The organism is Geodermatophilus sp. SMS 5-13, assembly GCF_059428245.1.
This window is the reverse complement of the sequence record NZ_CP165729.1, coordinates 3,026,511-3,040,179: the sequence shown is the minus strand read 5'-3', so window position 1 is coordinate 3,040,179 and position 13,669 is coordinate 3,026,511. Positions and strand designations below refer to the sequence as shown.

Genomic DNA, 13,669 nt, shown 5'->3' with positions numbered 1-13,669 from the left:
CTTTCGGCCTCTCTCAGCGCACCGTCAGGAGCGCGCGCGGGTTCGCGACCAGGAGCCGCTGGATGTCGGAGTCGGCGACGCCGCGCGACGCGAGGAGCGGGACGAACGCGGTCAGCACGTGCGCGTACGGCAGCTCGTAGTCGGGCCGCCCCTTGGCCACACCGATCGCGCTGCACGAGAGCAGGACCCGGTCGGCGTGGCCGGCCGCGACGAGCTCGGCCACCAGTGCGGCCCGGTCCGCGTCGGTGAGGACGTCGTCCCCGTCGTTGCGGCCGACGTGGTCGATCGCGACGTAGGCGCCGAGCTCCACCACCGCGGCGGGCCACCCGGCCGCGACGGCGTCCACCCGGTCCAGGTCGCCGACGACGACGCGGTCGGCCGGCAGGCCCTCGTCGAGGACGATCTGGAGGTCCTTGCCGGCATCGGCGCCGTAGCGGATCGAGACGGGGACGCCGGTGGCGAGCCCGGCTCGGGCGGCGCCGCGGAAGAGGCTCTCGTCGGTGGGTGTCATGCCCGCACGGGTGGCGGCCGTGGCCACGAGCCCGGCGGCCGCAAGCCGCTCCACGCGGGGGACGACCATCCCCTCGGTGACCTCCCGGCCGAACAGGTCGGCGAACTTCCCGGCCGGCCAGGGGGTCGGCGGGTCGGTCTGCGGGGTGAGGAAGTAGCCGCCGAGGTTCTCCTCGGGGCCCATGCCGGTCGAGGCGACGACGTGCACGCCGGTCGCGCGGGAGAGCGCCTCGTACATGCGGACGTCGCGGCCGCCGAACATGCCGGTGCTGTCGACGATCGTCCCGCCGCCGGCCTCCCGGAAGGCGGTCAGCTTCCGGGCGAGGACCTGGAAGATCTCCGCGCGGTCGAAGGGGATGTCGTACGCGTGCTCGGCGCCCGGGACGACGGAGAGCAGCGCCTCGTGGACGGCGACGACGCCCAGCTGGTCTGCGGGCACGGGCCCGAGGACGGTGTTGACGTTCACGCGGCGGCTCCTGCTGCGGCTCGCGCGAGGAGGCGCTTGAGCTTGGCGGGCGGGGTGGGGTGGTCGACCGCGACGACGGTGTGCGGCGCGGTGGCGTCGGGCCAGGCCAGCAGGGCGGAGCCGGCGTCGAGCGAGCCGTCGAGCACGGCCGGTTCGCCGCGTGGGTCGAGGTCGCCGACGAGCTTGACGTCGAGGCCGAACTGCTCGGTCCAGCAGTACCGCGACGGCCGGTAGGGCGCGGCGGCGTCCCCGTGCAGCAGCGCGCGCACCGCGGCACGGGCCTGCTCGACGGCATTGGTCCAGTGCGGTGAGCGGGCCGGCCGTCCGTCGCCGTCCGCCAGCACTGCGACGTCGCCCGCGGCGACGACGCCGGGCGCGACCCGGCAGCGCTCGTCGACGACGACCCCGCCGTGCAGCCGGATGCCCGAGCCGGCGAGCCATTCGACGTTGGGCACGTCGCCGACCGCCGAGACGACGAGATCGGCCTCCAGGCGGCTGCCGTCGGCCAGTTCGACGCCGGTGACGCGCGGCGCGCCGAGCAGCCGGACGCCGCCGTCGGTCACGACGATGCGGACGCCGGCCCGCCCGGCCACGGACCGCACGTGCCCGCCCACGACGGCGCCGAGCAGCCGGTCCAGCGGCGGGGCGAGGTCGACGACGGTGACCTCCCTGCCCAGCGCGGCGGCGGTCGAGGCGATCTCCATGCCGAGGAACCCGCCGCCCACGACCAGCACGGAGGACGCCGAGGCCAGGTCGTCGCGCAGGCGGGCGCAGTCGGCGTGCGAGCGCAGCACCCGCTCGTCCTGCTCGGGTGTGCCCAGGCGGCGGGCGCGCGCGCCGGTGGCGAGGACCAGGCCGTCGTAGCGCACGGGCCCGGCGGGGGTGTGCACGGTCCGGGTGCGCAGGTCGAGCCCCGAGGCCGGCGTCCGCAGGCGCAGGTCGACGTCGCCGGCCAACGGCGCGAGGACGACGTCGTCGACCGACTCGGTGCCCGCGAGCACGCCCTTCGACAGCGGCACCCGGGTGTAGGGCGGCAGGTCCTCGTCGCTGAGCACGGTGATCCGGCCGTCGAAGTCCGCCATCCGCAGCATCTGCACCGCGGTCAGCGCCGCGATGGACCCGCCGGCGACGACGACCTCGCGCAGGCTCACGACTCGACCCGCAGCGCGGCCACGGGGCACACCCGGGCCCCGGCCTCGGCCTCGCGTTCCATCCCCGCCGGCACGACCTCGTGGCGGAGCACCACGACGGCGTCGTCGTCGTCGAGGTCGTAGACCTCCGGCGCCGTGTCGGCGCACAGGCCGTGGCCCTCGCACCGCTCCCGGTCCGCGGCGATCCTCATGCCGGCACCACCTCGAGGACGGGGAGCTCCTCGATGCTCCGGGTGATGTTGCTCGGCACGCGGACCTCCTCGCCCACGACCAGGCGGTGGACCCGGCCGACGAGCGCCTCGATCACGGCGTGCGCCTCGAGCCGGGCCAGTCCCTGGCCGGCGCAGCCGTGGGGGCCGTAGCCGAAGGACAGGTGGTCGATCGGGTTGCGCTCGACGAGGAAGGCGTCCGGGTCCGCGTACTGACGCGGGTCGCGGTTGCCGGCGCCGAGGAGGATCGCGACCTGGGAGCCGGCCGGCACCGTCGCGCCGTCGATCTCCACGTCCCTCGTCACGAAGCGGCCCCAGGCGTGGATGGGCACCCAGAAGCGGAGCACCTCGGCGAAGGCGGCCGGCACGAGCGCGGCGTCCTTGCGCACCAGGTCGAACTGGTCGGGGTGCGCCGCGAAGAGGGCCACGACGTTGCCGATCGCGGCGACCGTCGTGTCGACGCCGGCCCCGAGGTACTGGTGGATGATGTGGCCCGCGGTGCCGGGCGGGATGTCGCCGCGCGCCTCGGCGTCGAAGATGCCGCGGCCCACCGAGCCGGGCGCGAGGTCCTCGGCGGTGACGCTCGAGCACCAGCCGTAGAGCTCGCCGGCGATGGGGAAGTTCTCCGCCGTCCGCTGGTTCATCGGGCCGATCACCTGCATCGCGGCCTGGCCCCAGCGGAGCATGTTGTCGCGGACGTGCCCGGTGAACCCGATCAGGTCGGCGACCACCTCGAGCGGGAAGGCGCGGGCGAGCGCGTCGATGGCCTCGAAGGAGCCCTGCGCGACCAGGTCGTCGACCAGCGCCGCGGCCTTCGCGTCGATCGTCGTCTTCAGACCCCGCAGGGCACGGGGGGAGAGGTTCTCGGTCAGCGTCGCGCGCAGCCGGCTGTGGACCGGCGGGTCCGAGGCGAGCGAGGTGCCCTGCAGCGCCTCGTTGACCATCGGGTTGAAGCCGATCCTCCGCGAGGAGAAGGTCTCCGGATCCCCGAGGGCGCCGCGGATGACGTCGTAGCGCGTGAGGGCGTAGACGTCGTTCGCGGGCAGGTGCACGACCCCGCCGAGCTCGCGGAGCCGGGCGTAGCAGGGGTACGGGTCGAGCAGGACGTCGTCGGCGAAGAGGTCGATGTCGGAGGTGGGGAGGGGCATTGCTCAGACTCCGTCCGTGGCCAGGGGCCGCTCAGTGCGCGACGCCGGGAGCTCGCCGGGCAGTTCGGGGTGCAGCGGGTCGTGGAGCGACTCCGCGGTCGGCTCGGTGTCGCGGGTGCGGCCGGACAGGCCGACCAGCGTGAGCAGCGCGGCCGCCAGCGCGGCGGTCGCGCAGACGACGAACGCCGTGGAGAACCCGCTGCCGAGGGCGTCGAGCGCCAGGCCGTGGGCCGCGGCGCCCGGCGCCTCCGGCGGCAGCCCGTTGACCGCCAGCGGCCCGCCCGCCTGGAACACCGCCTCGGCGGCGCCGCCCTGGTCGGGGGGCAGGTCTGTGGTCGCCAGCGCGGCGCCCAGCTTCTCACCCGCGGTGCTCAGCGCGACGGCGCCCACGATGATGGGCCCCAGGGCGAAGCCGAGGTCGCGCAGCAGGTTGGTGGTGGCGCTGGCCATGCCCGCCTGGTGCAGCGGCACGGTGTTGATCGCCACCGCGGTGAACGAGCTGACCGACAGGGCGAACCCGACGCCGATGAGCAGCGCGGGCGCCACCATCGGCAGCAGGCTCGTGTCCTGCACGTCCAGCCCGGAGGCGAGCCAGGCGCCCACCGCCATGAGTGCGAAGCCGACGGTGAGCAGCCACCGCGCGCTGACCCGCGCCAGCAGCCGCGAGATCACCGGGATCAGCACGAAGGCCGGGGCCTGGATGAGCAGCAGCGGCAGGCCGACCCGGGCCGGCGCCTGGTGCTGGACCGCGCCCAGCCAGATGCTGAACGCGAAGCACGAGCCCAGGAAGGCGAACATGCCGACCACGGTCACGACCGAGGCCACGGAGAAGGCCCGGTTGCGGAAGATGTCCAGGTCGAGGAGCGGGGTCGCCACCCGGCGTTCCACCACCACGAACGCGACGAGGAACACCGCACCGAGGAGCAGCGCGAGGAGGATGTGCGGCTGCGTCCAGCCGTCCTCGGCCCCCTGCACCAGTGCGTAGAGGACGGCGATCAGCCCGACCGCGAAGGTCACCTGCCCGGGCCAGTCGAGACCACGGCCCTCGGGCGCGGTCGACTCCGCCGAGAGCAGCATCGTGACGACGACCGTGACCACGGCCAGGCCGGCGACGATGAGGAACGACCCCCGCCACGAGCCCACCTCGGCGAACACCCCGCCGAGCAGCGGGGAGACGGCGGCGCCGGCGGAGAGGAAGCCGGCCCACAGGGCGATGCCGCGGGCCCGGGACCCGGGCGTGTGCGTCACCGCGGCCACGAGGGCCAGGGAGGCGGGGAACATCGCGCCGGCGGCGAGGCCGTTCAGCGCGGCCCCGACCCAGAGCACCTGGACCACCGGCGCGACGGCGCTGACCACGGAGCCGACGACCAGCAGCGCGGCGCCGTACGCCTGGAGCCGGCGCCGTCCGAACAGGTCGCCCAGCACGCCGAAGGTGAGCTCGAAGACGACCACCGCGATCATGAACGCGGCCGTGATCCAGGTCAGCTGCGACCCGGTGGTCTGCAGGTCGGACTGGAACAGGCCGTTGAGCGACGCCGGCAGGGCGTTGGCGACCTGCGCCACCAGCACGGCGACGCAGGCCGCGGCCAGGGTCCCGGCGACCCGCGGACGCGCGGCCGTCGTCGAGTTCGTCGCCCTACTGCTCGGGGGCATGGCTCTCTCCTTCGAGAGTCGGGAACTTCAGGGGGCGGTGGCCGCGCCCGCCATGTGGCGGCGGTCACGGGAACGATTGGCACCATGCCAGCTTGCTTTACACAGTGTCAAGAAAAAGTTCGCCGTGTCCGGCGATCCCGGCAGAGTGCTGCCATACGCTGGGGAACATGGCGGGGTTGCGTGCGGCGCAGAAGGAGATGACCCGGCGACTGCTGCTGTCGACCGCCCTCGAGCTGTTCGAGGCCAAGGGCTACGCGGCGACGACGGTCGACGACATCGCGGCCGCGGCCGGGACGACGCGGGTGACCTTCTACGCGTACTTCCCGTCGCGCAGCGACCTGATGAGGGAGCTGATCGCCGAGCTCAACTCGATCCTCGAGCGGATCAGCGACCCGGGACACGGCACCACCGAGAACGCGCTGGTCGGCGCCGTCCGCGAGGGCACCCGGGAGGCGATCCGGGCGTGGCTGCTCGAGCGGTCCAAGCAGTGGGACACGATCCGGCCGTACACGAACGCGGCGTTCGAGGCGGCCGCCGTCGATCCGGAGCTGCGCGGGCTCGTGGACCAGTGGATCGAGGAGGTCGCGTCCGACATCGAGACCGGCCTGGACCAGGCCGATCGCTTCGCGCCGGGCACGCGGCACATGCGCGGGGTGCTCGCCTTCGCCCAGCTCGACCACGTCGCCCGCACCTGGGCGCGGGGCCGCGACCGCGCCGAGCTCGACTCGATGATCGAGGTGCTCAGCGACAGCTGGTGGGGGCTGCTGTCCGGCGACGGGACCGCGGCGGGGGAGCAGCCGGGCTGACGATCAGGCGGACGGCGTCATGCTGCCCGTCCGCACGTAGCGCGCGTGCCAGCTCAGCGCCTCCTCGAGCAGGTGCGGCGTCTGCCGGCCGTACGCGCCGGACTGCGCCCGCTCGACGTAGTCCTCGAGCAGCGGTCGGTAGTCCGGGTGCGCGCACCGGTCGATCAGCACGCGGGCGCGGCGCCGCGGCGCCAGCCCGCGCAGGTCGGCCAGGCCCTGCTCGGTGACGATCACGTGGACGTCGTGCTCGGTGTGGTCGACGTGGGAGACCATCGGCACGATGCTCGAGATCGCGCCGCCCTTCGCCGTCGACGGGGTGACGAAGAAGGAGATGTAGGCGTTGCGGGCGAAGTCGCCGGAGCCGCCGATGCCGTTCTGGATCCGGCTGCCCATGAGGTGAGTGGAGTTGACGTTGCCGTAGAGGTCGGCCTCGATCACCCCGTTCATGGCCAGCACACCCAGCCGCCGCACGAGCTCGGGGTGGTTGCTGATCTCCTGCGGGCGCAGCACGATCTTGTCCCGGTAGTCGCGCGCGTGGTCGTTGAAGTCGACGACGGCCTCGGAGCTCAGCGAGAAGGCGGTCGCCGACGCCACCGAGAACGCCCCGCTCCGGAGCAGGCCGAGCATGCCGTCCTGGATCACCTCGGTGTACGCGGTGAGGTTCTCGAACCGCGACTGCGCCAGCTCCGCGAGCGCCGCGTTCGCCACGTTGCCCACCCCGGACTGGATCGGCAGCAGCCCTTCCGGCAGGCGGCCGCGCGCCACCTCGTGCTCGAGGAACTCGATGAGGTGCCCCGCGATCCGCCGGGAGGTCTCGTCGGGCGGCGCGAAGCCGGTGTTGCGGTCGGGGGCGTCGGTCTCGACGACCGCGACGACCTTCTCCGGGTCGCAGCGCAGGTGCGGCTCGCCGATCCGGTCACCCGGCTCGACCAGCGGGATCGGCCGCCGGTTCGGGGGCAGCGCGGTGCCGTAGTAGATGTCGTGCATCCCGTCGAGGTCCGCGCTCTGCCAGGAGTTGACCTCGAGGATCACCGCGTCGGCCTGGTCGATCCAGGTCTTGTTGTTGCCGACGGACGACGACGGCACCAGGGACCCGTCCGCGTCGATCCCGCTGACCTCGACGAGGGCGACGTCGAGGTGCCCGAGGAAGCCCTCCCACACCAGCTGCGCGACGTGCGAGAGGTGGACGTCGATGTACTCCATCGAGCCGTTGTTGATCTTCTCGCGGCTGACCGGGTCCGACTGGTACGGCAGCCGCAGCTCGATGCCGTCGGCCGCCGCGAGGGCGCCGTCCAGCTCCGGCGCGGTCGAGGCACCGGTCCAGACGTTGATCCGGAAGTGCGCGCCCGCCTCGTTGGCCTCGGCGATCCGCCGCGCGAGGGCCAGCGGCACCTGCTTGGGGTAGCCGGCGCCGGTGAACCCGCTCATCCCGACGGTCGCGCCGGGCCGGATCATGGCCGCGGCCGCCTCGGCGGGGACGACCTTGCGCGCCAGCCCCGGGTGCCGGATCCGTCCGTTTCCCCCCATGGCACATCACCTTCCCGGTGATCGGCTGCCGGACGACGCGGACCTACCCGCACGGGCGCGGCGCTACCCGGCCGGCGTCCCCAGCCTCCGGCGCACCACCGCGGCCTGCTCCTCCGACCCGATCAGAGCGCCGATCGCGTCCTGCTCGGCCTGCAGGCCCTCGGCCAGGTCGACCCGGCCGGCCAGGTCCACCAGCCGCTTCACCGAGCGGGTGGCGCTGCGGCTGTGCCCGGCGATCTCGCCCGCCAGGGCCAGCGCCTCGGCGAGCGGGTCCGCCGCCTCGCGGGTGGCCAGGCCCAGCCGCGAGGCGTCGCGGCCGGACACCTTCCGCCCGGTGAGCGCGAGCTCCTTGGCGACGTCCCGCCCGACCAGCTCGGGCAGCAGCTGCGTCCCGCACATGTCGGGCACCAGCCCCCACTGGATCTCCATGACCGACAGCTGGGTGTCGGGGGCGACGATGCGGATGTCCGCGCCCAGGGCGATCTGCAGCCCGCCGCCGAAGGCGAACCCGTGCACGGCGGCGATCACCGGCGCCGGGACCAGCGACCAGACGTGCACGGCCTGCTGGCCGAGGGCCTTCGCGGCGCCCAGCGCCGGCCGGGGGACGACGACCCGCCGGCCGCCGCCCTCGGCCATCGCGGCGAAGGAGCCGAAGTCCAGCCCGGCGCAGAAGGCCCGGCCGGCGCCGGTGAGCACCACGGCGCCGACGTCGTCGCGGTCCCTCAGCTCCGTGCCGGCGGCCACGATCGCCTCGAACATCGCCGGATCGAGCGCGTTGAGCTTCTCCGGCCGGTCCAGCCGCACGACCGCCACGCCGTCGGCCACCTCGAGCGCCACCCGGCGCTGCTCGTCGTCCACCCTCGCTGTCTACGGGCGGGTGACGGCACTGTCAAACGCCGGGGTCAGGTCCCGCAGAAGGTGCGGTAGGCGCCGAAGTCCTGCGGGGCGGGGGCGGCGTAGCGGTCGAGGCCGGGGCGCTCGTCGTAGGGGGCGCGCACCGCGTCGAGCAGCCGGCCGAGCGGCGCCAGGTCGCCGTCGGTCGCGGCGGCGAGGGCCTCCTCGACCAGGTGGTTGCGCGGGATGTAGACCGGGTTGACCCGGTCCATCGCGTCGGCGTCGGGCTCCAGGGCACGCCACCGCGCCAGCCAGCCGTCGAACCCGGCCAGGTCGAGGAAGAGGTTGCGCGCCGGGTCGACGTCGCCGCGGGCCGCTCCGGCGAGCGCCCGGTAGAACGACGTGTGGTCGACGTGATCGGCCTGCAGGAGGGCGAGCAGGTCGTCGACCAGCGGCGCGTCGTCGGCGCCCTCGGGCAGGCCCAGCTTGGCCCGCATGCCCGCCGACCACGCCGCGGAGTACTCCCGCCGGAACCCGCCGAGGGCCTCCTGCGCGAGCGCGATCGCCTGCTCCCCGTCGTCGGAGAACAGCGGCAGCAGCGCCTCGGCGAAGCGGGCCAGGTTCCACTCGGCCACGAGCGGCTGGTTGCCGTAGGCGTACCGGCCGCTGTCGTCGATCGAGCTGTAGACCGTGGCCGGGTCGAAGGCCTCCATGAACGCGCAGGGCCCGTAGTCGATGGTCTCGCCGGAGATCGTCATGTTGTCGGTGTTCATGACCCCGTGCACGAAGCCGAGGAGCATCCACCGCGCGACCAGCGAGGCCTGGGCGGCGACCACCGCCTCGAACAGCGCCACGGCGGGGCGTTCGGCCTCGGCCGCGGCCGGGTGGTGGCGGGCGATCGCGTGGTCGGCGAGCCGGCGCAGCAGGTCGAGGTCGCCGGTGGCGCGGGCGTACTGGAAGCTGCCCACGCGGAGGTGGCTGGCGGCCACCCGGGCGAGGACGGCGCCCGGCACCAGGGCCTCGCGGCGGATCTGCCGCCCGGTCGCGACCACGGCGAGGGACCGGGTCGTGGGGACGCCGAGGGCGTGCATCGCCTCGCTGATCACGTACTCGCGCAGCATCGGGCCGACCGCGGCCAGCCCGTCGGCGCCGCGGGAGAACGGCGTGCGCCCGGAGCCCTTGAGGTGCAGGTCGCGCTCCCGGCCGTCGGCGTCGACCAGCTCGCCGAGCAGCAGGGCGCGGCCGTCGCCGAGGCGCGGGGCGTACCAGCCGAACTGGTGCCCGGCGTAGGCCTGCGCCACCGGGGTGGCGCCGCTGGGCACCTGGTTGCCGACCAGCAGGCGCACGCCCTCGGGGCCGCGCAGCCACGCCGGGTCGAGGCCGAGGTCGGCGGCCAGCGGCTCGTTGAGCACGAGCAGCCGCGGATCGGGCGCCGGATCGGCCTGCCAGGGGAGGGCCAGCTCCCCGAGCTCGCGGGCGAAGCGCTCGCCCAGGGCGACGGTCGGTGCGGGTGCGACGCTCACCGCATCGAGACTACGGCGCGGACAGCACCGGCAGCCGCGGCCGCGACCGGCCACCCGACGTCGCCCGCCCGGGGTCAGGGGGCGGGGACGCGAGCAGTTCGATCCCGCAGCCGGCCAGCGTGACCGCGAGCTGCCGGAGCGCCTCGCCGTCGGGATCGGCGGCCGGTTGCGCGCACGGGCCCTTCCAGCCCGGCGTCTGGGTGACCAGCAGCCGGGCACCGGCCGGTCCGGTCCGGAACGAGCGGCGCACGCCCCGCGGGACGTAGACGGCCGCGCCCGGCCCGAGCTCGGCGTAGTCGTCGTCCCCGGCCACGGCGAACGTCGCGGTGCCGCTGAGCACCACGAACGCCTCGTCCGCGCCGTGGTGCACGTAGGCCGGCCGGTCCGGGGACGGCGCGGCGTCGATGAGGAAGGACGAGAAGGCGCCGCTGGTCAGGTTCACCGGCACCACCTCGGCGATCCGGTCGCCCCACGGCAGGCGGACGGCGGTCTCCGGGTCCGCGGCGAGGCACACCGCCTGCCGGCTGGTCGACGTCACGTGCTGGCTCCTCCTGTGCTCGGTACGACGTCCACCCTCGTCCGCCGGGGTGGCCGGGTGGAACGGTCAGCACCCACACACCACCCGCACACCTCCGATGTGCGCCCAGGTCGGCCTAGCATTCGGCCCGTGCCGGTGACGGGGGCGTCGGAAGCGGGGGACACGTCCTTCGGGGAACGGCTGCGCGCGCTGCGCGAGGCGGCGCGGATGACGCAGGCGGAGCTGGCCGACCGGGCCGGCCTCTCCGTCAACGGCATCAGCGCGCTCGAGCGCGGGGTGCGGCGGCGGCCCTATCCGCACACGGTCCGGACGCTGGCCGGCGCCCTCGCGCTCTCCGACGCCGACCGGGCGTGGCTCTTCGACGGGGGAGCCGCCGAGCCCGCGCATGCGCCCGCCCCGGTGCTCGGCCTGCCCACACCGGCGACGTCCCTGATCGGGCGCGCCGGCGACCTCACCGAGATCGGCGCGCTGCTGACCGGACCCTGGCCGCGGCTGCTGACGCTGACCGGGCCCGGGGGCGTGGGCAAGACGCGGCTGGCGATCGAGGCGGCGCGGCGGGCGGCGTCCCGGTTCCGGGACGGCGTCGCGTTCGTCCCGCTGGCCCCGGTCGCCGACGCCGCCGCCGTGCCGGCCGCGGTGGCCCGCGCCCTCGGCCTTCGCGAGCTGCGGCCGGGGGAGGCCGACGCGGTCACGCCCCTCATCGAGCTGCTGCAGCCGCTGGAGCTGCTGCTCGTCCTCGACAACTTCGAGCACCTCACCGCGGCCGCGGGCACGGTCGCCGACGTCCTCGCCGGCTGCCCGGAGGTGACCGTGCTGGTCACCAGCCGGGCGCCGCTGCGGGTGCGGGGCGAGCAGGAGCGGGTGGTGGAGCCGCTCCCGCTGCCCTCGACGACGCAGGACCCCGCCCCGGAGGACGTGACGGCGTCGGCCGCCGGCGAGCTGTTCGTGTCCCGGGCGCGGGCGGTGCTGCCCTCGTTCGAGGTCACCCCGGCCACCGCGGGCGACATCGCCGCGATCTGCTGGCGGCTCTCGGGGCTGCCGCTGGCGCTCGAGCTGGTCGCCGCCAACGTCCGGATCCTGTCGCCGTCGGCGCTGCTGCAGCGGCTCGACCAGGCGCTGGCCACCGGCTGGACGCTGGACCTGCCGGCCCGCCAGCGCGGGCTGCGCACCACGCTGGACTGGAGCTTCGACCTGCTCGAGCCGGCCGCGCGGGCGCTGCTCCCGCGGCTGGCCGTCTTCGCCGGCGGCTTCGACCTGGAGGGCGCGGAGGAGGTGGCCGCGCCGGCGCCGGCGCCCGCCGGCGTCCTGGCTGCCCTGGGCAACCTCGTCGAGCACTCGCTCGTCGCCGCCGTGCACGACGCCGCGGGCGACGTGCGGTACTCGATGCTGGAGCCGATCCGCCAGTACGCCGACTCCCTGCTCGCCGACGAGGACCGGCCGCTGGTCACCGCGGCCCACGCCGCCCGCTATCTCCGGCTGGTCGAGGCCGCCTATCCCGCGTTCGAGACCGGCGCGGCGGTCGACGTCCTGCGCCGCCTCGGGACCGAGGACGGCAACATCCGGCACGCCATCGCCGAGTCGCTGCGCGCCGGCGACGCGGCGACCGCCGCCCGCATGTGCTGGGCCATGTGGCTCGCCTGGTGGCTGCGCGGCGGTGACCGGCAGGGGCGGGAGTGGGCCGAGGCCGCGCTGCGCGCCGACCTCGACGACGCCGTCCGCGCCATGGCGTCGACGACGGCCGCCGCGCTGGCCTACGTGGAGAGCGACTACACCGTGGCCGCCGACCGGTGGGCCGAGACCCTCGCCTGCGGGCGGCGCTCGGGCGAGGTCGCCATGCAGGCCAACGGCGCCGCCGGCCTCGGCCTGGTGGCGATGGCCACGGGGGAGCTGGCGCGGGCGGAGGAGTACCTCCGCGAGGCGCTGGAGCTGGCCGAACGCGCCGACGCCGACTGGCTGCGCTCGCTGCTGCTCGTGTGGCAGGGCACCGTCCGCCTGGTCACCGGGGACCCGGGCGCGGCGACCGCCCTGTTCGAGCGGGGGCTCGCGGCGGCGCGCCGGCGGGGCGACCGGCTGGTCACCTACGTCGCCCTCTACAACCTGGCCCAGGCCGCGACCACCGAGGGCCGCTTCGACGTCGCCCGGGGCATGCTGCGCGAGGGCGTCGTCCTGTCGGGGGAGACGGGGGACCGGGCGAACACGGCCTACTTCCTCGACGCCCTCGCCGTCCTCGAGGGGCAGGCCGGGCGGTGGGAGCGCGCCGCGCTGCTCCTGGGCGCCGCCGAGGCCGCGCTCGGCAGCTCCTGGGGCAGCGGCTACCACTACTACCTGCCGGATCCGGAGCTCAAGGACAAGACGCTGGCCGGCGGCCGCGCCGCCCTGGGGACGGCGTTCGACGAGGCGCTGCGCCGCGGGCGGGACCTGCCGGCCGACGTCGTGCTCGACGAGGCGCTGGCCGACGCCGGCGGCCGGTAGGGGGAGGGGGCGACCTTGGAGCAGCGCAGCCTGGGCCGCGGCCGGGACGCCGTGCCGGTCATCGGGCTCGGCACCTGGCGGCGGCTCGAGGCGGCCGCCGCCGACGGACGGCACCGCGACCTGGTCGGCGCCGCCGTCGCGGCCGGCATCCGGCTCGTCGACACCTCGCCGATGTACGGCGCCGCCGAGCGCCTGCTCGCCGACGCGCTGGAGGGCAGCCGCGACCGGGTCGTCGTCGCGGACAAGATCTGGACGCCGTCCCCGGAGGAGGGCGCGGCCCAGCTCGCCCGCGCCGTGCAGTGGTACGGCGGGCGGGTCGACCTGATGCAGATCCACAACCTCGTGGCCTGGCGCGCGCACCTGCCGATGCTCGAGGCGGCCCGGGACCGCGGCGAGGTCGGCCTGATCGGGGCCACCCACTACTCGGAGGCGGCTCTGCCGGAGCTGGCCGAGCTCATGGCCACGGGCCGCATCGACGCCGTCCAGGTGCCGTACAACCCGCAGCAGCGCGCGGTCGAGCGCACGATCCTGCCGCTCGCCGAGGAGCTGGGGCTCGGCGTCCTGCTCATGCGCCCGCTCGGCGAGGGGCGGCTGCTGCGCCGCCCGCCCGGCCCGGCCGAGCTCGCGCCGCTGCGGCCCTTCGGCGTCACCACCTGGGCGCAGGCCCTGCTGACGTGGGGGCTCTCCGATCCGCGCGTCACCGTGTCCCTGGCCGCCACCGCCCGCCCCGACCGGCTCGCCGAGAACGCCGCCGCCGGGGCGCCACCGTGGTTCGGGCCGGAGGAGCGGGCGCTGGTGCTCCGCCTGGCCGGGGCACGGTGACGCCCCGCCG

General features: G+C 75.4%; 12 protein-coding genes. 3 read left to right on the top strand and 9 right to left on the bottom strand.

The window, feature by feature from the left end:
• Positions 1–13: 13 nt before the first annotated feature.
• The 5 genes from AB3388_RS14700 to AB3388_RS14680 are packed head-to-tail and all read right to left on the bottom strand — an operon-like array spanning position 14 to position 5,137.
• Positions 14–976 (bottom strand): phosphotriesterase family protein, encoded by a 963-nt coding sequence (locus tag AB3388_RS14700; RefSeq protein ID WP_495406023.1) that lies wholly within the window; start codon positions 974–976, stop codon positions 14–16.
• Positions 973–2,127, bottom strand: coding sequence for an NAD(P)/FAD-dependent oxidoreductase (locus AB3388_RS14695; protein ID WP_495406022.1), 1,155 nt, complete (start codon positions 2,125–2,127; stop codon positions 973–975). Before AB3388_RS14695 ends, AB3388_RS14700 begins: the two co-directional genes overlap by 4 nt.
• Entirely contained in the window at positions 2,124–2,318 is a 195-nt protein-coding gene (locus AB3388_RS14690) for a ferredoxin (protein WP_495406021.1), read from the bottom strand. The genes AB3388_RS14695 and AB3388_RS14690 overlap by 4 nt, the downstream gene beginning before the upstream one ends.
• Positions 2,315–3,484: a cytochrome P450 gene (locus tag AB3388_RS14685; RefSeq protein ID WP_495406020.1), complete on the bottom strand. Its 1,170-nt coding sequence runs from the start codon at positions 3,482–3,484 to the stop codon at positions 2,315–2,317. The genes AB3388_RS14690 and AB3388_RS14685 overlap by 4 nt, the downstream gene beginning before the upstream one ends.
• 3 nt (positions 3,485–3,487) lie before the next feature.
• A complete protein-coding gene (locus tag AB3388_RS14680) occupies positions 3,488–5,137 on the bottom strand; it encodes an MFS transporter (protein ID WP_495406019.1) in 1,650 nt (549 codons plus the stop codon).
• Positions 5,138–5,304: 167 nt separating this feature from the next.
• Between AB3388_RS14680 and AB3388_RS14675 the strand changes: the two genes are divergently transcribed.
• Complete coding sequence (locus AB3388_RS14675) at positions 5,305–5,943, top strand: TetR/AcrR family transcriptional regulator (RefSeq protein WP_495406018.1); 639 nt, start codon at positions 5,305–5,307, stop codon at positions 5,941–5,943.
• A gap of 3 nt (positions 5,944–5,946) precedes the next feature.
• Here the strand turns inward: AB3388_RS14675 and scpC are convergent, their stop codons facing one another.
• The 4 genes from scpC to AB3388_RS14655 form a co-directional block, all read right to left on the bottom strand.
• Complete coding sequence (gene scpC, locus AB3388_RS14670) at positions 5,947–7,470, bottom strand: succinyl-CoA:acetate CoA-transferase ScpC (protein WP_495406017.1); 1,524 nt, start codon at positions 7,468–7,470, stop codon at positions 5,947–5,949.
• Between the two features lie 63 nt (positions 7,471–7,533).
• Positions 7,534–8,328, bottom strand: coding sequence for a crotonase/enoyl-CoA hydratase family protein (locus tag AB3388_RS14665; protein ID WP_495406016.1), 795 nt, complete (start codon positions 8,326–8,328; stop codon positions 7,534–7,536).
• Positions 8,329–8,372: 44 nt separating this feature from the next.
• Positions 8,373–9,827, bottom strand: coding sequence for a protein adenylyltransferase SelO (locus AB3388_RS14660; protein ID WP_495406015.1), 1,455 nt, complete (start codon positions 9,825–9,827; stop codon positions 8,373–8,375).
• A gap of 10 nt (positions 9,828–9,837) precedes the next feature.
• Entirely contained in the window at positions 9,838–10,365 is a 528-nt protein-coding gene (locus AB3388_RS14655) for a cupin domain-containing protein (protein WP_495406014.1), read from the bottom strand.
• Positions 10,366–10,494: 129 nt separating this feature from the next.
• Here AB3388_RS14655 and AB3388_RS14650 point away from each other — a divergent pair, with 129 nt between their 5' ends.
• Positions 10,495–12,837: an ATP-binding protein gene (locus AB3388_RS14650; RefSeq protein ID WP_495406013.1), complete on the top strand. Its 2,343-nt coding sequence runs from the start codon at positions 10,495–10,497 to the stop codon at positions 12,835–12,837.
• Positions 12,838–12,852: 15 nt separating this feature from the next.
• A complete protein-coding gene (locus tag AB3388_RS14645) occupies positions 12,853–13,659 on the top strand; it encodes an aldo/keto reductase (protein WP_495406012.1) in 807 nt (268 codons plus the stop codon).
• The last annotated feature ends 10 nt before the right edge of the window (positions 13,660–13,669 follow it).